This window comes from Neobacillus sp. plas4 (genome assembly GCF_057221695.1).
The window spans coordinates 2,805,055-2,830,163 of record NZ_CM170152.1 but is presented as its reverse complement, the minus strand read 5'-3'; the positions used below and the strand labels follow the sequence as shown (position 1 = coordinate 2,830,163).

General features: G+C 37.7%; 22 protein-coding genes, 5 pseudogenes, 1 riboswitch and 1 other annotated feature. Of the genes and pseudogenes, 5 read left to right on the top strand and 22 right to left on the bottom strand.

Annotation, left to right across the window (positions count from 1 at the left end; all coding sequences use genetic code 11):
* Window positions 1–82 precede the first annotated feature (82 nt).
* The 10 genes from AC2TFD_RS14105 to AC2TFD_RS14060 form a co-directional block, all read right to left on the bottom strand.
* On the bottom strand, window positions 83–229 hold the full coding sequence (locus AC2TFD_RS14105) for an FbpB family small basic protein (RefSeq protein WP_484676067.1): 147 nt from the start codon (window positions 227–229) through the stop codon (window positions 83–85).
* A gap of 316 nt (window positions 230–545) precedes the next feature.
* The gene (locus AC2TFD_RS14100; protein ID WP_484676066.1) at window positions 546–1,904 is read right to left on the bottom strand and encodes an MFS transporter; all 1,359 of its coding nucleotides are present in this window, start codon (window positions 1,902–1,904) and stop codon (window positions 546–548) included.
* A 309-nt stretch (window positions 1,905–2,213) separates the two neighbouring features.
* Window positions 2,214–3,134, bottom strand: a complete 921-nt coding sequence (locus AC2TFD_RS14095; RefSeq protein ID WP_484676065.1) for an NAD(P)H-dependent flavin oxidoreductase — start codon at window positions 3,132–3,134, stop codon at window positions 2,214–2,216.
* A gap of 47 nt (window positions 3,135–3,181) precedes the next feature.
* The gene (locus AC2TFD_RS14090; RefSeq protein WP_484676064.1) at window positions 3,182–4,744 is read right to left on the bottom strand and encodes a class I adenylate-forming enzyme family protein; all 1,563 of its coding nucleotides are present in this window, start codon (window positions 4,742–4,744) and stop codon (window positions 3,182–3,184) included.
* 475 nt (window positions 4,745–5,219) lie between these two features.
* Window positions 5,220–6,008 (bottom strand): enoyl-CoA hydratase/isomerase family protein, encoded by a 789-nt coding sequence (locus AC2TFD_RS14085; RefSeq protein WP_484676063.1) that lies wholly within the window; start codon window positions 6,006–6,008, stop codon window positions 5,220–5,222.
* A gap of 131 nt (window positions 6,009–6,139) precedes the next feature.
* Complete coding sequence (locus tag AC2TFD_RS14080; RefSeq protein ID WP_484676062.1) at window positions 6,140–7,690, bottom strand: class I adenylate-forming enzyme family protein; 1,551 nt, start codon at window positions 7,688–7,690, stop codon at window positions 6,140–6,142.
* Window positions 7,691–7,772: 82 nt separating this feature from the next.
* A complete protein-coding gene (locus AC2TFD_RS14075; RefSeq protein WP_484676061.1) occupies window positions 7,773–8,951 on the bottom strand; it encodes a lipid-transfer protein in 1,179 nt (392 codons plus the stop codon).
* Between the two features lie 200 nt (window positions 8,952–9,151).
* Window positions 9,152–9,922 (bottom strand): 3-hydroxyacyl-CoA dehydrogenase, encoded by a 771-nt coding sequence (locus AC2TFD_RS14070; protein ID WP_484676060.1) that lies wholly within the window; start codon window positions 9,920–9,922, stop codon window positions 9,152–9,154.
* Window positions 9,923–9,948: 26 nt separating this feature from the next.
* Window positions 9,949–11,130 (bottom strand): CaiB/BaiF CoA transferase family protein, encoded by a 1,182-nt coding sequence (locus AC2TFD_RS14065; RefSeq protein ID WP_484676059.1) that lies wholly within the window; start codon window positions 11,128–11,130, stop codon window positions 9,949–9,951.
* A 21-nt stretch (window positions 11,131–11,151) separates the two neighbouring features.
* A complete protein-coding gene (locus AC2TFD_RS14060; protein WP_484676058.1) occupies window positions 11,152–12,309 on the bottom strand; it encodes an acyl-CoA dehydrogenase family protein in 1,158 nt (385 codons plus the stop codon).
* Between the two features lie 307 nt (window positions 12,310–12,616).
* On the opposite strand from AC2TFD_RS14060, the gene AC2TFD_RS14055 reads away from it, so the two are divergent.
* Window positions 12,617–12,889 (top strand): nucleotidyltransferase domain-containing protein, encoded by a 273-nt coding sequence (locus AC2TFD_RS14055; RefSeq protein WP_484676057.1) that lies wholly within the window; start codon window positions 12,617–12,619, stop codon window positions 12,887–12,889.
* Between the two features lie 125 nt (window positions 12,890–13,014).
* Here AC2TFD_RS14055 and AC2TFD_RS14050 read toward each other — a convergent pair whose 3' ends face one another.
* Both AC2TFD_RS14050 and AC2TFD_RS14045 read right to left on the bottom strand, forming a co-directional pair.
* A complete protein-coding gene (locus tag AC2TFD_RS14050; RefSeq protein WP_484676056.1) occupies window positions 13,015–13,170 on the bottom strand; it encodes an FAD-dependent oxidoreductase in 156 nt (51 codons plus the stop codon).
* A 1-nt stretch (window position 13,171) separates the two neighbouring features.
* Window positions 13,172–13,741, bottom strand: coding sequence for a thiamine phosphate synthase (locus AC2TFD_RS14045; protein ID WP_484676055.1), 570 nt, complete (start codon window positions 13,739–13,741; stop codon window positions 13,172–13,174).
* A gap of 169 nt (window positions 13,742–13,910) precedes the next feature.
* Window positions 13,911–14,019, bottom strand: a riboswitch (TPP riboswitch).
* 336 nt (window positions 14,020–14,355) lie between these two features.
* Here AC2TFD_RS14045 and AC2TFD_RS14040 point away from each other — a divergent pair.
* Complete coding sequence (locus tag AC2TFD_RS14040) at window positions 14,356–14,637, top strand: hypothetical protein (RefSeq protein WP_484676054.1); 282 nt, start codon at window positions 14,356–14,358, stop codon at window positions 14,635–14,637.
* A gap of 77 nt (window positions 14,638–14,714) precedes the next feature.
* Here the strand turns inward: AC2TFD_RS14040 and AC2TFD_RS14035 are convergent.
* Window positions 14,715–14,919 (bottom strand): annotated as a pseudogene (locus tag AC2TFD_RS14035) (IS1595 family transposase); the annotation flags it as partial.
* Between the two features lie 21 nt (window positions 14,920–14,940).
* Window positions 14,941–15,231 carry a hypothetical protein gene (locus AC2TFD_RS14030; protein ID WP_484676053.1) on the bottom strand — a complete coding sequence of 97 codons (291 nt, stop codon included), beginning with the start codon at window positions 15,229–15,231 and terminating at the stop codon, window positions 14,941–14,943.
* Here AC2TFD_RS14030 and AC2TFD_RS14025 point away from each other — a divergent pair.
* The 3 genes and pseudogenes from AC2TFD_RS14025 to AC2TFD_RS14015 form a co-directional block, all read left to right on the top strand.
* Window positions 15,210–15,452 (top strand): annotated as a pseudogene (locus AC2TFD_RS14025) (nicotinate-nucleotide--dimethylbenzimidazole phosphoribosyltransferase); the annotation flags it as partial. The gene AC2TFD_RS14030 and the pseudogene AC2TFD_RS14025 overlap by 22 nt on opposite strands.
* Window positions 15,453–15,883: 431 nt before the next feature.
* Entirely contained in the window at window positions 15,884–16,177 is a 294-nt protein-coding gene (locus AC2TFD_RS14020; RefSeq protein WP_484676052.1) for a hypothetical protein, read from the top strand.
* Window positions 16,178–16,281: 104 nt separating this feature from the next.
* The gene (locus tag AC2TFD_RS14015; RefSeq protein WP_484676051.1) at window positions 16,282–16,950 is read left to right on the top strand and encodes a M20/M25/M40 family metallo-hydrolase; all 669 of its coding nucleotides are present in this window, start codon (window positions 16,282–16,284) and stop codon (window positions 16,948–16,950) included.
* 227 nt (window positions 16,951–17,177) lie between these two features.
* Here the strand turns inward: AC2TFD_RS14015 and AC2TFD_RS14010 are convergent, their stop codons facing one another.
* The 8 genes and pseudogenes from AC2TFD_RS14010 to AC2TFD_RS13975 form a co-directional block, all read right to left on the bottom strand.
* Window positions 17,178–17,372 carry a hypothetical protein gene (locus AC2TFD_RS14010; protein WP_484676050.1) on the bottom strand — a complete coding sequence of 65 codons (195 nt, stop codon included), beginning with the start codon at window positions 17,370–17,372 and terminating at the stop codon, window positions 17,178–17,180.
* Window positions 17,373–17,867: 495 nt separating this feature from the next.
* On the bottom strand, window positions 17,868–19,397 hold the full coding sequence (locus tag AC2TFD_RS14005) for a 2-isopropylmalate synthase (RefSeq protein WP_484676049.1): 1,530 nt from the start codon (window positions 19,395–19,397) through the stop codon (window positions 17,868–17,870).
* A 64-nt stretch (window positions 19,398–19,461) separates the two neighbouring features.
* Window positions 19,462–19,690, bottom strand: a binding site (T-box leader).
* A gap of 94 nt (window positions 19,691–19,784) precedes the next feature.
* A complete protein-coding gene (locus tag AC2TFD_RS14000) occupies window positions 19,785–20,951 on the bottom strand; it encodes an acyl-CoA dehydrogenase family protein (protein ID WP_484676048.1) in 1,167 nt (388 codons plus the stop codon).
* An 80-nt stretch (window positions 20,952–21,031) separates the two neighbouring features.
* Window positions 21,032–22,137, bottom strand: a pseudogene (gene leuB / locus AC2TFD_RS13995) (3-isopropylmalate dehydrogenase).
* Entirely contained in the window at window positions 22,138–22,932 is a 795-nt protein-coding gene (locus AC2TFD_RS13990; protein WP_484676314.1) for an SDR family oxidoreductase, read from the bottom strand.
* Between the two features lie 189 nt (window positions 22,933–23,121).
* The gene (locus AC2TFD_RS13985; RefSeq protein ID WP_484676047.1) at window positions 23,122–23,358 is read right to left on the bottom strand and encodes a hypothetical protein; all 237 of its coding nucleotides are present in this window, start codon (window positions 23,356–23,358) and stop codon (window positions 23,122–23,124) included.
* 26 nt (window positions 23,359–23,384) lie between these two features.
* Window positions 23,385–24,425, bottom strand: a pseudogene (locus AC2TFD_RS13980) (UGSC family (seleno)protein); the annotation flags it as partial.
* Between the two features lie 135 nt (window positions 24,426–24,560).
* Window positions 24,561–24,974 (bottom strand): annotated as a pseudogene (locus AC2TFD_RS13975) (UGSC family (seleno)protein); the annotation flags it as partial.
* Between the last annotated feature and the right edge of the window lie 135 nt (window positions 24,975–25,109).

The following is a 25,109-nucleotide window of genomic DNA, read 5'->3' as shown; positions in this document are numbered from 1 at the left end:
TGAACCAACTAGAGGATCATTCGGATAATCCTGACTTTATCGTTCAACAAAAGCCTGCAGTTGTGGTTGTCTGTTCTTTATTTCATCTTTTAGCATTATTTGCTTCGTTGATATATTTATTCTCTATCTTTGTTTCAATCTGTTCTAGCAGCTTTCTATCTTTTTCTATTTCTTTTATATTTTCTAATGTTAACTGATAAAGGCTCTGTTTTCTCATAGATCTGGACATTAAATTTTTCCTGCTCCTTTTTTTATCTTAAGCTATCAATTTATACTCTATTAAGACAGTTCAATTTGTTAAGAGTTCCACAGCCAAAAATGGCTCTTCTTCGTCATTTTATCTGAAATTCGCAATTTCAGACCTTACATGGAAATGAACAACTTTATTAATTTTGTACTTTGACTTTATCCCAGTTATAAATAGAGTGGATTTAGTCATAAATTCTTTTTTGATTACAGCTCTTTAGAAAAAATTTTACATTTAGAGTTGATAATATTTCATAATATTGCAATAATTCTGCAAATTAAAATTGAGCTATTTGTAGCTAGGATTTAACTGAAGTTGATTCAGGTATATTTATTTTGGGTTCGGTATTTATAGCTGAATCACTATATTTTTCTTGTACAAATATATATGCAAGAGCTACAATTATACCCGGAATGGCAAATATTAAAAAGTTTACTTGAAATGGTAAACTCATGGATATCAAGATTCCACCAACGGCCGGGCCTGCTATACCTCCAATCCTTCCGATTCCCAATGTCCACCCAATACCAGTGGAACGCATGGTGGGAGGATAAAATTGTGAGATATAACCGTATGTGGTTAATTGAGTACCTGTCGTAGTAGCTCCTGCAAGGGCAATTAGTAGATAAAGGATGTAAATATTTCCACCTAAGCCCAATAAAATAAGGGACAATGCTCCCACAATAGCGAAAATAATTACTACTTTTCTACCACTCCATCGATCAGATATCCATCCTCCAACAATAGTGCCTATGATAGCTCCAAAGTTTAATACCAATAAAAACATTAAACTGGAGTTAAGTGCATACCCTGCTTCAGTCATTAATTTAGGAAGCCATGTATTTAGTCCGTAAATCATTAATAAGCACATTGCAGAAGCAATCCAAAACATAATTGTACTTAAAGATCTCCTATCGGAAAATAGTTTCATCATTGGTATTTCTGATTTCTTTGGAACTTTTATTTCATACTGGTCTTCTTCTTTAGAATTAAATTCCGGATTAACTTTTTTCAAAATGTAACTAATTTTATCCTTTTGATTTTTTGCTAAATAAAAGCTTGGCGAATCCGGAAGATATTTATATAAAAATGGAATTGAAAGGACAGGAAGTGCACCCACTAAAAACATCACTTTCCAGCCAAATTCAGGAATCAAAACAATGGCTATCCCTGCTGATATTACTCCTCCTAAACAATAACCGCTTGTCATGATAGATATGAATGTACTACGGACCTTTTTTGGAGAATATTCTGTTGTGAGAGCAATGAGAACCGGAACTACTCCACCCATCCCAATTCCGGCAATAAAACGGTAAATGCCAAACATAGTGGGATTATTTACAAAACACACTAAACCTGTAAATATAGAAAATAATGCTGTAGAAAATATGATAACATTTTTCCAGCCAAACTTATCTGCTACTGGACTAACAAATAACATTCCAAACATAAGACCGAACATTGTGTAACTCCCAATTACTCCTGCTTGAAGCGCTGTAATAGACCATTCCTCCATCAGTATAGGAACTACTGATCCGTATACTACAATATCATAACCATCAAATATTATTAAAAAAGAACACCAAAATAACACACCCAAATGAAAGCGATTAACTTTACTTTCATCAATTATTTTACCAACATCTATTGTACGCATTTACATGTCCCCCTTTATACTCAATTATTACTTTGGCTTATACCTAAAATGAAAATGCTTTTAACTCCCCGATACTTTGATAGAATCTTTGATGTATACCTATTTTCGCCTAAAAAATTGAAAACGCATTCATTATTTTCTGCAATCATGGCACTCAAACTTTTTTCCATCCAGCTTCGGCTATTACCGTTTTGCAAACAGACTCATCGTACCTCTTGATACTCCTAAAAGACTCTCGGAATTAGTTTTTCCTGAAAGCTCTAGTCCTTTGGCTAGTCCCTTTTATTTTTTCACCTTCCTTCTCGTGGGTTAAAGACGGTTGTAATCCAACTCTCCGATAATCTCCTTTGCACCACTGATAAGATCCTCAATTATGTCATATACACTTCTAATATTTTCTATTAAGCCCACTCCTTGACCACAACTTAATAACTCACTGTTTCTGGAAGATATTAAAAACTTGATTTCATTTCGGTCTGCACCATTATTTATTAATCTATCTATCTCATAATACAAATTATTCTTTAATAATCTAATTCCTAAAACTCCCTTTGCAGCAATGGCAGTATCCGCAGCTCCTGAGTTAAGCAACATTTCTTTATATAAACTACTTGCTTTTTGAGCTTCCTTACTTGTTAAAAAAACAGTTCCAAGACTGACTCCTGAAGCTCCAAGAATAAAAGAGGATAAATAACCTCGTGCATCTCCGATCCCACCCGCTGCTATCACAGGTATATTTACTGAATCGACCACTTGTGGGATAAGAGCTATCGTCCCAATTTCATATGGTGAGGCTGCTCCGCCTGATTCAAACCCTTCTGCAATTACCGCATCAACACCTACATCCTCTGCTTTTTTAGCTTGTTTAGGGCTAGGTACAACATGTATTACTATGCATCCTGCTGCCTTCAAACGTTCTGTATATAATTGACAATCTCCTGCTGCAGTAATGATTACTTTTACCCTTTCTTTAATCACCGTCTCTACTAGTTCTTCAGTGTGATCAAAAATAAGGGGGATATTTACTGCAAAAGGTTTATCCGTTAATTCTCGAATTCTTTTTATTTGTTCTGATAAAGACTTGCTCGTCTCCATAGCACCCGCTATTGTTCCAAGTCCACCAGCATTAGATACTGCTGCTGCCAATACCGCATCAGAAATTCCAGCCATACCGGCCAAAAGTATAGGATGCTTAATCCCCAAAAGTGTGCCTATATTTTTTGTTCTCATACCCACCATCCTATTCATTAAAGTAATTATCTTAAAATATTATTAATCTAATTACTTAGTACTTTAGTGCTGTGTTCTGGGGATAATGGTCTGTTAACAAGATCATCCTTCAATAGTTTCCCAGTAAAATTGTAAGGAATAGCTTCAATAAATTCTACCCAACTTGGTCGTTTGAAATTTGCTATTCGTCCTGTACACCAATCGTAAACATCTTTTGGTGTTAATGTGTTACCTGGCTTTAAGACTACAAATGCTTTAACAGCCTCTCCCCAGTTCGAATCTGGTACTCCTACAACTGCAGCCTCCTGAATTGCAGGATGTTCCCTAAGACAAGACTCAACCTCTTTAGGATAAACATTCAATCCACCTGGTTTTATCAGATATTTCTTTCTGTCAACCATATACAGATAGCCGTCTTCATCTTCCCTACAAATATCCCCGGTATGATGCCAACCATTTTTAAATGTTTCTTCTGTAGCAGCGTTATTATTCCAGTACCCTTGCATGATTGATGGTCCTCTAAGAACGAGTTCACCTTTTTCACCTAAATTCACTTCATTGTCATCTTCATCTACGAGCTTCCATTCAAAATTTGCAACTGGCTTTCCACAGGAAGTTGGACGTTCAAGTTGTTCTTCTAGGCCAATTGAAGAAATAACATCACCAGCTTCGGACTGAGCATAGATCCCAAGAAAGTCGCATTTTAGGATATCCGTTATTCCTCGAATAACTTCCATAGAATCTAGTGCTGCAGGAGCAACTATGAATTTTAATGAAGAGATCTCAAATGGCGATTGTTTTTGAAAATTAATTATTTCCGATGTTAATGGTGGAGCTATTAGTGTACTGGTACAATGATGACGTTTTATATTTTCTACTATTAAAGGTATCTCTGTCTTCTTCAAAAGAACATTAGTAGCTCCCATTTGAAAATATGCAAAGAAAAACCCAAGGTCCCCTACATGATAAAATGGCAACGCATTCAACCAACAGTCACTAGCTTCTATACCACATCTCATTGTTATATTATAATTACTTGCTAAAAATGCTCCATGACTTATCATACATCCTTTTGGCTTTCCTGTTGTTCCACTCGTGTAACAAATCATCAAGGTATCTTTTGAATTTATATCATATTGATTTACTGGTTCATCCTTAGTTGAGACTGATATTAATGAATGATAATCTACCAAATTTAACTCTGGATTATTTTCAGTTGTTATGATTATATTCTCCATTAAGTTCCTCGCTTTTGGCTCAAGCAATGTTAGCGTATCACTGTCAGCAAAAACAACTTTTGCTCCAGAATCAGATAAAATAAAGGTGACATCTTGAGGGAGTATTCGTAAATTAATTGGAACTACAATCGCACCTAACTTAGCAGCAGCAAAGTAAACTTCAGCCAGTTCAAATGAATTTGGAAGTAATGTCGCAATTCTTGTACCTTTCGCTATACCTATACTTTTTAGGGCGTTAGCAAGTTGATTAACACGATGATTAAATTCCTTAAATGTTAAAAAACGATCATCCATAATCAAAGCTTTACTGTTTGCATAAAGTTTTGCATTCCGAAGTGGTAAACTGCCAATATTAAAATTATGAACCAACATTAACAACTCCTTTTTAATTTACTCGACTTTCGCACATAGAAAGACCCATGATCCCTTGATATAACTTGTTAAAGAATCAAACCATTAATAACTTTCTATCTATAACTAATGCAAATTCCATGCCAAGTGTTGAATGCTAAATAATAAAGCGATTTTCATCAAAGTGTAAATTATTGTTAACGGAAGGGTTGTAAATAGTAAAATTATTAACAATTTTCCGCTAACTCTTTCGATTCTTTTTTTATGGCTCTGTACCCGTATCTGAAAAACAATATAATCGTAGTGAATATTACCTCAAAAAGGTTCCTCTAGCAAATGCGTTGATCAATTGGATCAAGTACAAGCCAAAAAAACAGGCGTCGCTTTTGAGGAAGTGCGCGAGCAAATAGAAAGCTCCATTCCTATGCCACTGGAAAGAGAGACGGGTTACCTATCACCCATCCCTCTTTCTCTACTAACAGATCGAAACTTTTCATTAATACCCTTTGAATTCAGGCTCTCTCTTATCTGAAAAAGCACCTAAGCCTTCCCGGAAATCATGTGATTGTGTATGATTTTTTAGAGCCAACAGTTCTTGTCTTAGCGCAATGTCTAGTGATTGATCTAAGCCATCGGTCACTAGTCGCTTGATTTCTTTTAAGACAAGTGGACTTTTTGCTGATATTTTCACTGCTATTTTCTGTACAGCTTCTTCAAGTTCTTCAGCAGGCACGACATCATGTACAAATCCATAATCTTTCCATACCTCAGCAGGCAGCATGTCTCCAGTAAGTAATAGATATTTGGCGCGATTAATCCCTATTTCTCTAGGTAATCTGACAGCACCGCCTCCTCCAGGAAGAACACCAAAGTTGGCATGACCGTCTCCTATTTTTACCTTATCAGAAGCTACAACGACATCTGCTGTCATCGCAATTTCTAAGCCCCCAGCAACTGTGACACCGTTTAGTGCTACGATAAGCGGTTTGGATAATTGATTTAATTTATTAAATAGTTCTTCCGCGCAGTCTAATAAGCTTTTTTGTCCATTCGGGCCTTTATCTAAATCTTCTAGGAGTTCTTTTAAATCAGCACCAGCACAGAATGCTTTACCTTTTCCAGATAATACAACTACCCGAATTTCATCATTTTGTTCAATCTCTTTTAGCACTTCAAGTAACTCTGTTATTAGTTTTTTTGATAAAGAGTTCAGCTCTTTTGGTCGATTTAAATAAATCCAAGCAGATTGCTGCATTTTTTCATAGATAATTTCTTCATATTTCATTTTGTATATCCCCTTTTTATTATTGTTATTTAACTAATAATGCAGACATTTCAGCTTTTAAAACTTGAATTCCATCATTTTTGTACGTAGTAAGTAATATTGTCACTTCTCTAGACTTCCTTTTAGATGAATTAGACAATTGATGGATCATATGACTTTCTAAGCTGGTATTTTAGTAGTTTCCCAGATGTGTTTCTCGGCAGACTATCTACAAATATTACTTTTTTTGGCGCTTTATAGCTTGCTAAGTTTTCTTTAACAAATGCGATTAATGCTTCTTCCGTTAGAAGGGAATCAGCAGCTGTGGCCACAATTGCAGTCACCACCTCGCCCCATTTAGCATCTGGCGTTCCGATAACTGCCGCTTCGAGTACTTCAGGATGTGCAGATAATGTATTTTCCACTTCGATTGAATAAACATTTTCCCCACCACTAATAATCATATCTTTATTGCGATCGACTAATTGAATATAGCCATCTCCATCTCTTACAGCCAAATCCCCTGAGTACACATACCCATCTATAATTGTATTAGCTGTTGCTTCTGGATTCTTATAATATTCCTTCAGTTGAGAAGGTGCCTTCATAATAATTTCGCCGACTTCCCCTACTTCAACTGATTTCCCTTCTGGATTAACAATATCGAATAATGTAAACATCGTGGTACCTTTTCCTGACTTTCCAATACCAGCGTGTTCTTTATGATCTTCTGGATAAAGCATTAATGCTGCTGGACCCGTTTCCGTTTGACCACATAAACTATAAAATTTATTGGTTCCAAAAAAGTCAATAGCCCTACTTACATCGCTCCCTGACATAGGAGCTGCACCGTAAATCATCTTTTCAATAGATGTAAAATCGAAATCATCTTCTTTAGGTACTTGAAGAAAAGCTTTATACATTGTAGGTACACCCAATACTGCCGTAATATTATACTTAGCGATATCCTTTAGTATTAACTTCGGATTAAACTCTCTATAAATAACACCAAACCCTCCAACATAGAATTGAGGGAGTAGGCATACAGCCAGCTGTGCAGCATGGAAAAATGGAGCGAAATGCAGCCATCTCTCCTTTGGGTGATACCCTAGAGACGCAATGTATTGTATAACTACAGATCTTACGGCTTTATGATCAAATAGTGCTCCCTTTGGGTTACCAGTTGTACCTGAGGTATACAACATATGACAATGATCTGTCCCTAAAATCTTCGTGCCAGGATTTTGCGTGTTTGTGGAAAGTATGTCTTGATAAGATTTGAATGCTTTATTCGTCGTTTCAGGTACAGAAATTAAGTTTTTAACCGCTTTATTCTGGTCGACAGCCTTCAAGATTTCTTTTTCAAATTCTGCCTCTATAATCACATGTTTCGAATCTGAATTGTCAATAATGTACGAAAGCTCATTTGCTAACAGCCTAAAATTAATTGGTACAATAACTGCACCGATCTTTGCAAGCGCAAAATAGGTGATAGCAAAGTAATCGGAGTTTTTCATCAGCATTGCTGCATGGTCACCTTTCTTAACCCCATGTTCCAGTAATCCATTCGCTAACCTGTTAACGCTCTCATTAAATTGGAGATAATTGTATTGTCGATTTTCGTAAAGCATAGCTTCATGTAATGGCTGCTTTTCCGCATTAATTTCTAACGCTTCTACAATATTCATAGTTTTACTCTCCATCGTATTTAGATTATTTTTTAAACAGCGGGGAAAACCCCGCTTCCACTTCTTAGCTGAGATAGCGGCTCCGACCCATGTCCCATTATACAGTTTGATACATCGTTACCACACAAGCGCCACCAATTCCTAAGTTATGCTGCAGGGCAACCTTTGCGCCCTCAACCTGTCGATTACCTGCTTCTCCGCGGAGATGCCAAACGAGCTCCGTACATTGCGCCAGTCCTGTTGCTCCGAGCGGGTGTCCTTTAGACATCAGGCCTCCGGAAGGATTGACGACAAATTTACCACCATAAGTATTATCCCGATCATTGATGAACTTCTCTGCTTCACCTTCCGCGCACAACCCTAAAGCCTCATAACTAATAACTTCATTCGGTGTAAAGCAGTCATGCAATTCCACTACATCGACATCTTCTGGACCAATGCCTGCTTTTTCGTAGACTTCTTTCGCTGCTTTTTCTGCCATTTTTTGGCCAACTAGATGCATGGCATTTTCCTTCGTGTCGGGTTGGTCCGTTGTCATCGATTGTGCAGTTATTTTCACAGCGTTTTGTATGTTATGTTTTTTTGCAAAGTCATAACTACAAACTATTACCGCCGATGCACCACAGGTTGGTGGACATGCCATTAATCTTCTCAATCCTGAATACACATCTGGCGATTGCATGACTTCATCCAGTGTAATTTCATTTGTAAACAAGGAGTAAGGATTGTTGACTGCATGCTGTCTCGATTTAACGGCAACTTTTCCAAATATATCTGGATTTGCTCCATATTTTTTTAGGTACTCTAATCTTGCTGCACCAAATACCTTTAAAGCAAATGGGGCATCTGGCAATTCAGGATTTAATACGTCAAATTGATCGTTAACCCATTGAAAAGGTGACGTTCGATCAAACCAATGCTCACCTAATGCCCCTGGTTTCATTTCTTCAAATCCAAATGCCAGCACGCATTCAGCAGCACCAGATTCTACTGCTTGACGCGCTAAATAGAGCGCTGTTGAACCTGAAGAACAATTATTATTCACATTGATAATTGGAATTCCAGTCATTCCAACCCGATATAATGCGGTTTGACCACATGTACTATCTCCATATACATAACTCGCATAAGCCTGGTCGACATCCGAATAACTGATGCCCGCATCTTTTAACGCGTCGGTAATTGCCTTCGATGCCATAATTTCATACGGCTCATTTCTCCCCGGCTTTTCAAACTTGACCATACTCACACCAATAACGTTTGCATTACTTTTCATTTCATTACCTCCCATTATTCTAAACATATTGTCAAACCTTTTATAAGAAATAGGCTATAAAATGCCTTGATAGTGGCTTTTTAAGCAAGAAAATTGCCACACCCTGAATTCTATTGCGTGGCCTTCCCACTAATTTATTGGAAAGAACCTAAACACCTATTGAATTTTCATAGAACTTACGAAACTACCATTCTAAAGCTTTATCTTGGGGACATCCGAATGCCACCATCAAGACGGATAACTTCCCCATTTAAATATTCATGTTCCATCATAAATGTTGCAAGATCTGCGAATTCACTCGGTTTTCCTAAGCGCTTTGGAAATTCAACACTTTCAGATAGTTTCGCTATTACTTTTTCCGGTAAAGTTTCAGCCAATGGTGTCATAAATAAACCAGGTGCAATCGTATTTACTCGGATCCCAAACTCTGATAAATCTCGTGACACTGGCAGCGTCATTCCTGTAACACCAGCCTTACTTGCCCCGTATCCTGCTTGCCCCATCTGACCATCAAATGCTGCAACAGAAGCTGTGTTAATAATGACTCCCCTTTCACCAGAATCTGTAACTGGTTTATTATCTTTCATTACATTTGCAGCTAAGCGCAAGACATTAAATGTACCAACTAGATTAATATCGATAATTTGTTTGTATTTTTCTAATGGCAATATGCCTTTTTTACCAATTGTTTTACCTGGCGTCCCCACACCAGCACAATTTACACAAATATGAATCGTGCCAAAGGATTCGACAGCTAAATCAATTCCCTTTTGCACAGATTCCTCGTCCGTCACGTTCACTTTTTGATAACGAACACTCTCACCTAATTTCTCGACAACGCTTTGAGCTTTTTCATCATTTAAATCAAAAATGACAACCTTTGCTCCTTTTTCTACTAGCATTTCAACAGTTGCAAGTCCCAATCCCGATGCTCCACCTGTAACTACCGCTACTTTCTCTCGTAAATCCATGTTTCCCATCCCCTTTAAGAATTTTATTAACCAAAGAGTCCTTTTTTGGTCAGTTCTGCTATTTGTTCATCATTCCATCCTGCGTTCTTTAAGACTTGATTCGTATGTGTTCCAGTTTGCACACCAGCAAAACGATAAGAAGCAGACTGATTAGAAAACTTAATAGGAAAAGCAATTTGATCCTGTGTACCACCATCCAATTTTGCTACTGGAACAATCATCTCGCGTGCTTTTATTTGCGGGTGATTGACAGTTTCAGAGAACTTCAAAACGGGTTCCACGCAACCATCAAAATCATCCCCAAGTAATGCAAGCCATTCGTCAAACGTTTTTTCTTTAAACACAGCCTTTACCTTTTCCTTGAATTGCAGTTGATCCTCTGTTTTTGTACTGCCACTGAGCGATAAGAGCGCTGGCTCACCAAGTAAAGTACACAGCTCTTTTTGAAATTTCGGCTCCACACCACCAACAGAAAAGTATCGTCCGTCTTTTGTCTCGTAATAATCGTAAAAAGTACCACCATTAAGTAATAATGATTCTGCCTCTGGATCCTCACCACCTGCCAAATATCCTGAGCCATATAAAGCATTGTAAGCATAGATATTATCCATCATGCTTACATCAATATGTTGACCTTCTCCTGTTTGGGTACGGTGATAAACTGCTGCTAAAATACCAATCACGACGGGCATCGATCCGCCGCCAATATCAGCTACTGGAATCCCCGCCGGAACAGGCGCCTGATTTTTCCGGGATGAATAACTCGCAGCGCCTGATAAGGCTAAGTAATTAATATCATGCCCAGCTTTATTTCGAAGTGGTCCTGTTTGTCCATAGCCTGTAAGTGAACAATAAATAATGCTCGGATTTACTTCTTTCAAAGTTTCATAGCCAATTCCTAACCGATCCATGACACCTGGTCGGAACTGTTCAATAATAATGTCGTACTCTTCAATGAGTTTAAAGATGATTTCCCTTGCTTCATCTTGTTTCAAATCAAGTGCGACGGATTTTTTCGAGCGGTTGAGCTGTGCATACACTGCCGAAACTTCACCTATCATCGGTGGAATATACTTTGACAAATCTTCCCGATTTGGCGATTCCACCTTAACAACATCTGCCCCCATATCCGCTAACATCATTGATCCAAACGGCCCCGGCAGCAGCGTCGTAAAATCCAATACTTTCAATCCATTTAAAACACCCATGTTATTTCCTCCCGCCATCAACTAGCTAAATATATCCTTACTGATTATTTCTTTCATAATTTCCGATGTGCCACCATAAATTCGCTGTGCCCTTGCATCCGTATATGCCCTTGAAATTGGATATTCCCTCATATAGCCATATCCACCAAAGAGCTGTAAGCAACCATCCACAACTCTTCCCTGTGCTTCCGAACTTGAAAGCTTTGCAATACTTGCATCCGCAGTAGAAAGCTCGTTGGATTTCAATAATCGGAGACATTGATCGACAAATGCACGATTTACCTTTGCTTCTGTTACCATTTCAGCTACTTTATGACGAATCACTTGAAGTTGATTTAGAGGTTTTCCAAAAGCTTCTCTTTCCCCGAGATATTTTATTGTAATTTCAAGTGCACCCTCCATAGCCCCACATGCTATAACTGCCAATGCCATCCGCTCCCTGGGTAGTTCTTTCATTAAAACTACAAAACCAGCATTTAGTTCACCTAATATTTGACTTGATGAAACGTTTACATTTTCAAGGAATAACTCAGATGTTTCTTTAGCGTAAAGACCTATTTTCTTTAATTTCTTCCCCTTGATTACACCCTGTTCTTTTGCATCCACTATGAATAGGCTCGTTCCCCTGGAAGCTTTCACTTCCGGATTTGTCCTGGCAACGACAATCACAAAATCAAAACTTTGACCATTTGAGACGAACGTTTTTGCACCATTAATGATATATTCGTCTGTATTTTCCTTTTTAACTGCTGAAGTTTGAATACCCTGCAAATCACTACCAGCACCGGGTTCGGTCATTGCAATGGCACTTACTAATTCCCCTGTTGCCATCTTAGGTAAATAATAATTCTTCTGTTCTTCCGTGCCTGAATTTAGAATGTAATGTGGAATAATAATAGAATGGACGGATAAATTTCCGACTATTGAGCTATAGCCAAGCCTGCTTAACTCATCAATAATTGTTACTGAATAGGATAGGGGGCCACCTAATCCACCATATTTCTCTGGAATATCCACACAAAGGAAGCCCGCTGCCCCTAGTTTCTTCCATAATTCTTTTGGAAAAGCGCCGTCCTGTTCCCACTGCTTGTAGTATGGTTCAATTTCTTTTCTAGCAAAAGCTTCAACTGACTTTTTTAATAACAAGATTTCTTCATCAATATCTTTTAATTGAATCATCTTAATACCTCCATTTATTTTTCACTCACCCTTTTATAATGCAAAAACCATGCCAACTATTTTCGGCTGATTAACAAGGGATTGTATACAGTGTGTTGTTAAGACTTGTTAACAGTTGAGTGTAAATTGATAAGTTTAATTAACAGAAAAAAATTTACTTCTATCAATAATTCAATATAATGAATTTAAGTTTTTGTAAGTCGATTATTGGCTGCTGGTAAAAGTGTGATGAACATTCATCGTAAAACAGGGTTATCAAGAAATACAATTTATACTATTAAACAGGAAAAGGAAAAAATGTACGGAAATGCTAAGAAAGATAAGTCGTCATAAAGGATTGAGATGGGAACCGAGACAGAGCTTATTTGGAATTCAACAGGAATATCAAAACGATTTATTAGTCACTTACAAAGCTTGTTGGAAGAATGACCAAATTAAAGAAATTCTTTTATTTGGCTCAAGAGCAAGAGGAGATTACCAGCGGTCTTCTGATATTGATTTAGCTGTTTTTACAGAAATAATTTCTCGCACCGATCAAAACTTAATCGAACAGGAATTCATGATATGTCCACTCCATTAAAGATTGATGTTATTTTCATGAATCGTCTAACGAAAGAGAAACTGATTTCCAATATTAAAAAAGAAGGTTTTGTATTCGTGTGAATCGTTGGTGAAAGATCAAATTGCATTTTTGATTCAATGATTTTACCTTGTGCTGCCCGCAGCTGCACTTGAAGCTTGGCACCCCAATTGATTCTTCTCAATAATGATTACTTTTCTTCCTATCTTTGATAGCTGATAGGCAATCGAGGCTCCGTTAATTCCTCCTCCGATTATGGCAACATCAAATGAATTTTCCAATTTATTCACCTCCCTTATTTAATGCCTTGCGATAAGCCATTACTGCCAATAATGGGTCACGCGCTTCTAAAACACCTGAGATGACAGCAATCCCATTTGCCCCTTCCTTTAGAACCTCCGTATTATCAGGTGTTATCCCTCCAATGGCAATAACATCAATATCTAAATTTGATAGCTTTTTTACTTCCTCAAGACCGTTTGGGATCTTATCTGGTTTTGATTGAGAATGGAAAACATGTCCGTATAGAACGTAATCTGCACCCTTCTCTTTTGCTTTTAGACCTTCATGATAGGAATGGATAGAACTCCCTATCCTAAGCTGAGGAAAGTTTTCTTTTACACTTGCTGCTTCTAAACTATGAAAGGCTAATTGAACGCCTCTGGCCCCTGTTACGAATGCAACATCTACCCGGTCATTAATCATGATCTTTGACAATGGTATGTTTTTTTTTGTTAAAAGTTCGACTGTTTGAAATAGCTCCCTAGCAGTTTTTTGTTTTTCTCGTATATGAATTGCAGTTATATATGGATGAATATCACTTACAATTTCCCCTAACTGTTCGATTGCCATTTTACCATTGGATATAATATGTAATTCTTTGCCTTTAACACTAGTTAAAATACATGTCCCCTCCTATTTGAAGATGCTACTTTTCAATGAAATCAAGTAAACAACAAAAAACCACTTCCTATAGTAAGAAAGTGGTCGAAAAATTTGAAATAAAGCATTTGCTCTCCAAATATCGAATTTCCCACTTCCCTACGCTGGTATAACCCAGATCAGGTTCATAGAGTCCCGAAGTATCACTTCAATCTCAGCCTTTTAAAAAGGCACCTCTAGCGGATTTGATTCATTTATTCATTTGAATTAATTACCTTACATGGTTAATATTAGCACGTTGATTAGAAATGTCAATTTTCTGATTTTTTTATTGGTGGGAATATAATCACAAACGAATGAAGGCAAAATTTAAATGTTGCATAAGAATATTTGTCTAACTTTATTGGGTCAGATCATTCGCTCAGTTGCTTTTTTTTCATTAGGCTGTGTTCTCAAAGATTGTTGTTTTTATGATGTTTGGATTTTTTGATATAGTTATATGTAAATATATTGATTTAAAAGGAACCTTTTATAATATCAAGCGTAGATAATGTAAAGAAATTTAGGTAAGGGGGGTGGAATCATTGGGAGCTTTGCTTGAACTTTTAGGTTCAATAGGTACATTTCTATTTACCTTAACAAAGGATGTAACGGAGGAAGAAATAGAAAAGAATATAAATTTCCTAAAAGAATATCAATGGTTTCAAAAATATCTTGATAATGATAAATTTAAAAACTTAATTATGAATGATAAAGATGTTCGTTTTGCAATTGGAAAACTTAATAGTGAAAAAATGAAAAAGAATACCTATTACAAAAAACAGCAAATAAAGATTCAAAAAGTATTACTCAAAAAGTCAAATTAATTTAACGATACACCGACCTCAAACTGCGAGGTCTTTCTTTATGCACTTCTTAACATTTCAACCGTTGTATAATTAGATTTACCGTTCCGTTTAACCGGAGTGCTACCACAATGAACACAACCCAAACCAGAAGCAAAAAATCTGGCTTCACGAATGCTTTTGAGTAGTTTAGTAATTTTATCTGGTTCATCTGGAAACAAGTCTTGTTTAATCGCACTAAAACAATGCCATCTGCTCTGATTTGGTTAATTCACAGAAATCTTCATATAAGTCTTTCCACATTAAAAATATGGAATTTCACTGTTATTCTTTAACCACTAAAACAACATCAGCATAAAATTCACAATCTAATACCACTTCATAACGCCATAAGCCGCTTTTTGGAACTGCAAAGGTAGCAGTGAAGCGTTCTAAAGTGGAATAGCCTGTTGACGGCTCTATAATTGTTTCTGGGAACAACCCTGTAATTTTTTCTCCGGTTTCTTTATGGTAAGCATAAATAGCTAGTTCTTTCCCTTTAAAAGTCTCAAAAGGTGACGTGAAAATAAATAGGTATCCATAAGGTTTTCCTGCTATCTGCTTTAATTGCTGCAAGGATTGAACCGAAAGCGAAGGAATATTTCATCACCTCCCATGCGTCTCTAGAACCAGGTGGAAAAATAGCGAGTGAACTGCTAGGAATCGAACCAATGTTACACATGGATATGTGCTTAGGAGAAGGTTCCGGCGCTGCTTTGGCTTTCCCTATTATAGAAGCAGCCTGCTCTATGATGAAAAATATGCCTACCTTTGAGGACGTAGGAATGGAAATATAGTAGGAAATAGAAGTAACTGGGACAGTGAACCTGTCCTCCATCCCTTCAAGTTATAGTTATATTTATTTATACATACCACAATGTTCTACGTAAACGTCAATTAGCCCCGAAATACACCACCCATGTAGTATTTGGAGGCTACTTGACGTTTACTTTTATAATAGAAAGGGATAATTGCTTTTTGTTATCTTATTTTGCTGCCTCTACGTCATAATTACTCTCAGAGAATCCCATTATTGCACTCATCCCTGCTCATCCAACGTGTCTTTCCACCTGTTTGATCAGATCGATAAATAGTGAGTATGTAATGCTGGTAAACTACTGATTGGTACAGGGAAATTGTTTCATGAAGTCGATAACAAGATTACAGATGAAGATTTTATTTCCTTCCTACAAGAATATGCTAAAACCATAAATTCCCTGGACGAGGGTTGCTGATTGATCCAGTCCTTGGAGATTTACCTATTACTGATTTTAACCCATATATCCGTGGAGTGATCCGCTGGATGAACGAACTTGGTATTTATACGTTTGGCAGCTGCGACCGACATGGTAGAGAAGAGGCTAGAATTTTTCTAACGAAGTTTCCGAATGGAAAACAGCTGGAACTCTTGAAGGCAGCTGTACCTCCAAGTCTCCGTTTAAGAATTGATGGAAAAAGCAGTCACAGTTACTCGATTTTGCAGAAAATCTTTATAAAGTCTGGAAAAAACCAAGTTTTCTAACGGATCTTCAGGCAAATCACTTTAAAGGTCTGCTGATAGAGTGCTTGACTATACTGGGTGTCAGCACTGATGAAAGTAGATTTCGTTCCAGGGTGCGAAATAAATTGTCCTCTCTTCTTGATCACACCTTTATCGATCGGAAAGGCAATCTTCTCAGTTTTGTGGAACTTGGAGATTGTCCGACTATTCTTCTTTCTGCTCATTTGGATACAGTTAACGAAATCGTGGAAGGAAGAGAAATTATAGAAGAAAGTTCCATTCTTAGAAATTCAGAAGGGATTCTTGGAGCCGATGACCGTGCAGGAGTTGCAGCTATTCTCGAAATCCTAAGTAGAGTGAAAAAGACCAATTTTAGAGGAATCCTGAAAGTGGCTTTTACCGTTGAAGAGGAAATTGGCTGCCAAGGGTCTCGGGAAATCGACCAGGATTTTATTGAGAATGTGGATGCTGCCATTGTGATTGACCGCCGTGGAAATAGGGATAATGTTACCTCGGGGAGCAAATATGTACACTTTTGTCCAGAAGAGTATGGCAGATTATTTGAGAAGGCAGGCAAATTGGCTGGAATGGATGATTGGAAAATCACTCCCGGAGGTATTAGTGACGCGATGGTATTTGCTGAGTTCGGCATCCCTTCTGTCAATCTATCTGCCGGCTACCAAAATGAACACAAGAAAACGGAAACAGTAGATTACAAGTCGACGTTTGAAACGGTATTGCTAGTAGAATCGGTGTTACATCACCAATTAATCAAACAAAAGATACTTAAATAAAATTCAAACTGTATAAAAAGAAGCAGACAGCCTGCTTCTTTTTATATGACTTAAAGTGCGAGACACCGAACATAATATTCGTCTCAAACCCCTTTTGTTAGAGTGTCATCGATAGACACAATCATTTTATCCTTTTTAAATAAGTCTAAGGCACCTTTTACTACTTTCCGAACCTTAACCTTAATTTCTTCTGCTATTGAGGTATCATTTATTTCAACCACTTCTATTTATGTCTCTTCTTCAGTTGCTGTATTTTCAGCGTCAGTAATGACTGTATATTCTACTTGTTCATCCTTTACAGAAGCTGTCGTCTTTACACTTTCCATACCTGCTTGATTACGGTCTAGCAGAAGTAAATAAAGATACATACCCACACAAATGAAACCAGTAATAATAAATATTGCTGTCTTTATTCTCTGCAAAATCCCATCACACTTATTATTATCATTTATTAACAAAACATCTTAGTGGTATAGTTTATACATTTTAACATGGAGTGCACCATTTCGATAGACAGAAAATTATAGAAAGGAATATTTTTGTCCAATGTTCCTCAATCCTCACCTGCTGTTAAATCGTGTACAAATCTATTAGGACAAACAATTTGTTGTTGTTTTTCTTTTTTATTTTCTTTTTCTTTTTGCCAACCTATCGTATAACGTTGCGTAACCGTATCGTCAAGCTCTTCACATTCAAGCTTTACAAATGTATCATTTGTTTTTGCCTATGTATTTCCTCATGAAAATCCTCTTCTTTTTTACAAAAGGATTCATAAAGGATCCGAATCTCCTGTTTAGGTATAGCAATAGAAGTATTGTATGTATTACTCATACCCCTACAAAAAAAACACTCACAAACATTGATTTATCAACATTGGCGAGTGTTTTTCGTTATTAGTTGATTTATCATACTATCTATTACTTTGTCACGATTTCAGAGATTTTATTTTTTACTCTATTGATAGCAGCTAGATAAGCTTCAGCACTCGCTTCAAGGATATCGACACTCATCCCGCGACCTTGTGCGATTGTATCTCCGCTTTTGATTTGAACAAACACCTCGCCTTGTGCATCTTTCCCCTTTGTAACAGATAATATTTTATAGTCTAATAATTCAATTTCCTGACCGACGATTTGATCAATCGCATTAAAAATGGCATCAACTGATCCATTACCTGAAGCTGTTCCTTTTTGCAAATGATCTCTGTCATCAATTAGAAGAACCGATGCCAGCGGCTGACTTGAAGTATCATATGAAATAGAAATATTTTTGAGTTTAAAATATTCAATTCCATTTTTTGTCTGATTATCTACCAAGGCAATAATGTCATCATCTAAGATTTCTTTTTTACGATCTGCCAGTTCTTTGAATTTCTTAAAAACCACCCTCAATTCATCTTCACTAATATCATATCCTAGGGAGACTAATCTTTGTTTTAAAGCGTTACGGCCAGAAAGCTTTCCGAGAACTAGATCAACTTCATCTAATCCTATCGTTTCAGGTTTCATGATTTCATACGTACTCTTATCTTTAATCACGCCATCTTGGTGAACCCCGGATGCATGCGCAAATGCATTCGCTCCGATAACCGCTTTGTTCGCTGGGACTGGCATTCCCGTTAATCTGCTTACCAATTTACTTGTTTTAGTAATTTCTTTCAAAACCATTGAAGTTTTCTTCTGAAAATGATCGTAACGAGTTTCCAATGCTAGGGCAACTTCCTCCAAGGCTACATTACCTGCACGTTCACCAATGCCGTTAATACACCCCTCCACTTGAGTGACTCCGGCTTCAATTGCTGCAAGTGAATTAATTGTTGCCATTCCGAGATCATCGTGACAGTGGCAGCTTAATATCACGTTTTCAATTCCTTTCACTCGTTCACGTATTGTCCTAAAACGCTCAGCATATTCCCACGGAGTTATGTAGCCGACCGTATCTGGGAAGTTTAGAACGGTTGCACCTGCTTTTATTACTTCTTCAGCAATTTCACAGAGGAAATCAAGATCTGACCGTGTGGAATCTTCACAAGAAAACTCGATATGACTAAAATATTTTCTAGCATAGCGAACAGCTTCGACAGACTGTTCCAATACTTGATTTTTTGTCATCCTCAACTTCTTTTCCATATGAATGGGAGACGTCGCGATAAAAATATGAACACCTACATTATCAAGCCCGCTTAGTGCCTCCACAGCAGCATCAATATCTTCTTTATTTGTTCGTGCAAGGCTGACAACAATGGGTTTTTGAACCGCTTGAGCAACAGCGTGGACCGCTTGCAAATCACCGGGAGATGCTGCAGCAAAACCTGCCTCAATTACATCAATTCCAACCTTTTCTAGTTGCTTGGCAATTTCAACTTTCTCTGAAAGATTTAAACTAACCCCTGGAGTTTGTTCACCATCCCTCAATGTGGTATCAAACATATAAATTTTTTTCCCCATTTTTAAGTCCCCTTTTCAATTGAATTTAGAAAATAATTATAAAAAAACAAAAAAACCTTTACTAAAGAGGGGTGAAATTCATTCACGGTACCACCCTCTTTCGCCATAATTTCAATTTATGGCCTCATTAAGTAAAAGTTTTACTATGCAGTATAACGGCTGCAACCGTACTTCCTAGTTCATTTCAGAAGTCGACTCCAAGGTGAGTAACTTCAGCTGTCAACACCCATTCTCAGCAATCATGGGTTCTCTGTGCTTGACAAGAAGAAGTGTTTCCTTTTCATAGTCATTTTTTAACTATTATGAATAATTAAAATTATATGATAATTAATGTTGCACTTCAATACTTTTCCATAAATACATATAGTTATTTTATATCTTTTTTCCTTAATATGATTTCGGCATTCCTAAAACGTGTTCACCGATATAATTGAGCACCATCTGCTGGGATACAGGAGCAATTTTCAATAGCCTTGCTTCACGCCAATATCTTTCCACATGAAATTCTTTGGCATATCCGAATCCGCCGAAAGTTTGTAAAGCTCTGTCGCAAGCCTCGAATACTGCTTCTGCCGCAACATATTTAGCGGTATTTGCCTCGGCACCACTAGACAGCCCGTTATCATAGTTCGTAGCAGCCCGCTGCCACAGTAAGTCTGCTGCTTCTAACATTGCATAGCTTTCAGCAAGCGGGTGTTGAATCGATTGATTCTTGCCGATTGGACGGTTGAATACAACTCGCTCATTTGCATAGTTCACTGCCTTTTTTAAAGCAATTCTTCCTAAACCACAAAATTCCGCTGCAAGCAAAATTCTCTCTGGGTTCAGTCCATCGAGCAAATGATAAAACCCTCTTCCTACTTCACCAACAACATCACTGGCATCTACAGGCAGGTCCTCTATGAATAACTCATTGGAATCAACTGCATGCCTGCCCAGCTTTTCAATTTCACGAATAGTGGAGTATCTTTCATCAAGATCTGCCAAAAACAGTGTCATTCCTTCCGTTCTCTTTTTACAATCTTTTAATGGAGTTGTCCTCGCAAGTAATAACACCTTACTGGATTCCTTCGCTTTTGAATTCCAAACTTTTTGTCCGTTAATAATGTAACGGTCACCATCTTTACGTGCAAAAGTAGTTATGCTTGTTGTATCTGAGCCTGCATCCGGTTCAGTAACGCCAAAAGATACATGCAGATTTCCTTTTGCTGCCTCTGGCAGGTACTTTTGCTTCATTTGTTCCGAACCATGTTTAACAACGGGATTTAAACCGAACATGGAAAGGTGCAAGGTGGTGCCGCCGTTCATTCCTGCACCCGACTCAGCAACGCCGTTTAATACGATAGCTGCTTCCATTATTCCCAATCCGGAACCGCCGTATTTTTCCGGAATGGAAATACCAAGCCACCCGCCATCTGCAAAGGCATTATAAAATTCCCATGGGAATCTGTGTTCCGAGTCACATTTCGACCAATAATTATCATCAAACCTAGTGCAGATTCTGCTAACTTCCTTTTTTAAAGCGATTTGTTGCTCTGTCCATTTGAAATCCATTTCATCCCATCCTTTTAATAGATTTTGAGTTTACCATCATAAAGCTATTCCTTGAAGACCGTTGAATTTTTCCGAATATCTTACTTATTAATAGTTGCACTTTGCAATATTTTTTCGGCAATTAACTCTCCCATTATTTCCGTACTAACTAATTTTTCTTTCGTTCTGACAATTTCATAAGTACCCCAGCCTTCTTGAAGGGTTTCTACTATTGCTTGTTCTATTAGCTTAGCTTCTTTTGTAAGGCCAAAGGAATATTCTAACATTAATGCTGCAGCACGAATGGTTCCAATCGGATTTGCTTTGTTTTGGCCGGCAATCCGAGGGGCAGAACCATGTATTGGCTCAAATATTCCCTTTGAACGATTGCCGACACTGGCAGATGCTAACATTCCAATAGAACCTACAGAACCACCAGCAACATCACTTAAAATACCACCCATCATTCCTTCCGTAATAATAACATCAAATAACCATGGCTTCTTAATTAAGGAAAAAGCACAATTATCAACATAAAGATGTTCCACTTCCACATCTGAATACTCTTTTGAAATCTTAGTCACCACTTCACGCCATAGCCTAGAATTTTCTAATACGTTTGCCTAATCAACTGACGTAAGCTTTTTTTTCCTATTTCTAGCCAATTGGAATCCCAGACGGGCAATCCGTTCTACTTCATCCTAAGCAAAAAGCATCGTATCAAAGGCTATCGCAGCTCCATACCTTAGCTCTCTGCCTTTTGGCTTACCATAAAAAATGCCAGCCGACATATCACGAATAAGAACCAAATCTATCCCCTGTCCAAGGTTCTCTTCCTTAAGGCATGATAAGTCTGACAAAGTATGACTCAAATGGGCGGTACAAATATTAGCGAATGCCCCAACCACTTCTGAACGCAATGTTAGCAAACTCTGTTCGGCTCTTTGAATATTGGGCAGGTGATCCCATTTAGGCCCCCCACTGCCCCCAATAATACAGCATCTGCGGATTGGCACCCTCTAATTGTCTCTTTGGGAATAGGATTCCCGCATAAATCAATCGCATGACCTCCAACCGGTAAACTTTCAATCTCAAAATGAAGATTGATAGATTTAGATTCCAATGCTTTTATCACTGTGACTGCTTGACGGGTGACTTCTGGCCAAACCCCATCACCTGACAGTACAGCAATACGAAAAGATTTCATCTAATGTTCTCCCAACTGATATTTTCCTTTATTTAACCATCCTGCTCCATCAACCACATAACATGCACCTGAAACATAACTTGCATAATCACTAACAAGATATGAAGCTAAATTTGCAACTTCTTGCAAATGTCCAAATCGATTAGCAGGTATGTTTTGTAAAATTAATTCAGCATCTTTTGGAGTAGGCCATAACTGTGTTACCGCACCAGTATCTGCAATTGGCCCAGGAGCAATTAAGTTTGTACGAATGTTATAAGGTGCCCATTCCACTGCCAAAGATTTCGTCAATGCTAATACACCTGCTTTCGCTGCAGCCGAATGAGCAGTTAATGGGCCTCCTGTCCAAGCATTGACGGACCCAATATTCAATATAGCCCCTCCAGTCCGTTGTTCAGCCATTTGTTTACCTACAGATTGGCTGCAGTAAAACGTACCGTTTAAAACGATATTGATTACAGAATTCCAAGCGTTGACAGACATGTCCATGCTTTTTACCCGAAAATTACCCGCTGCATTATTGACTAAAATATTAATCTCGCCAAATCTTTCCACAGTGGTACGAACCATATTAGTTACTTGATCTGGTTCACGCACATCAGTTTGAATAGATAAAACCTCAGTTCCAATCTTAGAAATTTCTTCCTCTGCTCTTTTTAAGTTTTCTTTGTTTCTGCTGGCAATCACAATGTTTGCTCCAAGTCTGGCAAATTCCTCTGCCATGGCTTTCCCAAGCCCTGTTGCACCACCAGTAATAATCGCGACTTTGCCTTCAAGAGAACCTTCCCTAAGCATTGATTGTTTGTACATTTCATTTGAGGTCTGCATTTTTTTCTCCCCTATATCTCTTTTTCATTCAGTTCTACATCTAAGTTAATAAAATACATTCAAATTTCACATCGGAGTTATGAGTGAAAATCTAGAGTCTATTAATCAGATTGTTAGACTTCTTCATTTCTAAAATAATAAAGTTGTAAAATATTATTATATTACTTTAGGGTAAATGATATCTAAAGAATCAAAGGTGATGCCACTTTGGGATAATTGCCCTTCAATAATGGTTCGTGTGACAGGTTCCGGAAGCAGGCATTCAACACAAGTTTGATCCGATACTACAATTTCCAGCCTAATTTTATCGCCATCTGCCTCAATCTTTAAATCTGCACCATCTGCATTTAAAGTTTCCCTAATCGGCTTTAATGCCTCAAGTAATTGATCCATACGAACCCTCCCATTTCAATAACCCTTTATATTTCCTCAATCTTTTCAATAATTGAAAAACTGATTCCGAAACTTGGCAGCCAAGTGGAATGTTTCCCTTCTCCGCCAGTTACAAGGATATGAATGTGTTCTGGTGAAACTGCGATTGGCAGACCATCATTGTTTTCATAACTAAATCCGTAATTCTCTTTATGAAAGCCAATATGATGTACAAATTGATCGTAAGACATCTTTTGAGCAGGGATTCTCGCTTTTTCAAAAATCTCCTGTTTAATCTTTTCTTTGTCCCATCCATCTCTTTCCAATAGCGATGCGTGCTCAGGTCCCAAGGCCAAAAAAATGTCTCCATTTAAATACAAATTATTTATACCTGAACGGGTAATCGCACCGATTATGCCAATCATCAAATCAGGACCGCTTCTACTGCCATGGTCATTAATATTGGCCGGTGCTTCAGCTGCATATACCGTAACAGTAGAATCACTAGATAGAAAACCTCTATCAACATGATAAGGCTGCCAAGGACTGGCCTTTTCATTTTCCGCGAAACAAAATGTAAATTTAGCAGGTGTACCTTGTGTCGCTTTATCCAATATACCAGGCAGGACTCCACCAACATTTTGATAAACGAATCGCAATGCTCTTCCAAGGGTGGATGATGCCATACTACTAGGTCCAAATACGTTTCCTTTACATGAAAACCCCAATCGTTCAGCAATTGGTCCGCTAACGATGATAGCAGTTGCACACGGGTGCGTGGTAGCAAGGACCCCGAGCAGGTTAAATTCCGGTTTCAAGGAAGCCTTGATTGCTGATACTAGAATTAGGAAAAATTCTGGTTTACAGCCTGCCATCACTGCGTTGACAGCAGCTTTCAAATAGGTAATCGGAAGGTTATTCGTTGGCATGAATCCGATGACACTATCCTTATTAGATAAATAGCTTCCCAGCATTTCATCTACCCGTATTGGTGTAGGTGGTATTATAGGAAGTCCATCTGTCCATCCTTTTTCATAAAAATACTGATTTATTTTGAACGGGTCAGAGTCTAACTCAAGTAACGCGGTACAGTTCTCCGTCTCTTGAGTTGTATCTTTGGTATCAATATTTGACTCTGAGTTAAAGAAAGTTGCGGATGGATTCAGAACTTTTTTTAATTGCTCCATTGCTTTATCCGCTCGATCACGGACTTCATTTTCTTTTATTCCGCCTATTGGATGCTTCACTACTAACAAATGAAGATCTGTTTTCCAGCTCTTCATTAAGGCATTTGCCAAGTTAACAAAGGAATTCGTTGCTAATACAACGCTTTGAACACCACTTTTTCTCAATTCAATTGCATCGTGGACACTCCACGAAGTACAAGACCCTCAATCGGCAGAACCTGTGATTAGAATATCTGCATAATCTTTAATTTCATCTAGCATTTCTGGCGGTGCTGGTTTTGCGGCATTCTTTTTATCAAAAAACCTTACTTCAAATGGTTCATGGACCACCTGCTTTGAGTATTCGTTGAAAATGTGCTGGTCAATGAAGGTAAATAACTCCTGTACGTTCGGTTTCCCATTGCTTAGATAGGCAATTTTAATTTTCTCCAGGTGCTTAACTTCCTTCATTGATGATTCTTCACCTAAATTTTTTGCTTGCTGCCCCAGTGCATTAGGAGTAATTACTTGAATCATGAATTCCCACCTCAAATTTTTTAAAATTTTTCAATCATTACCTATCAAATTATTTCATGTATTTCGTTC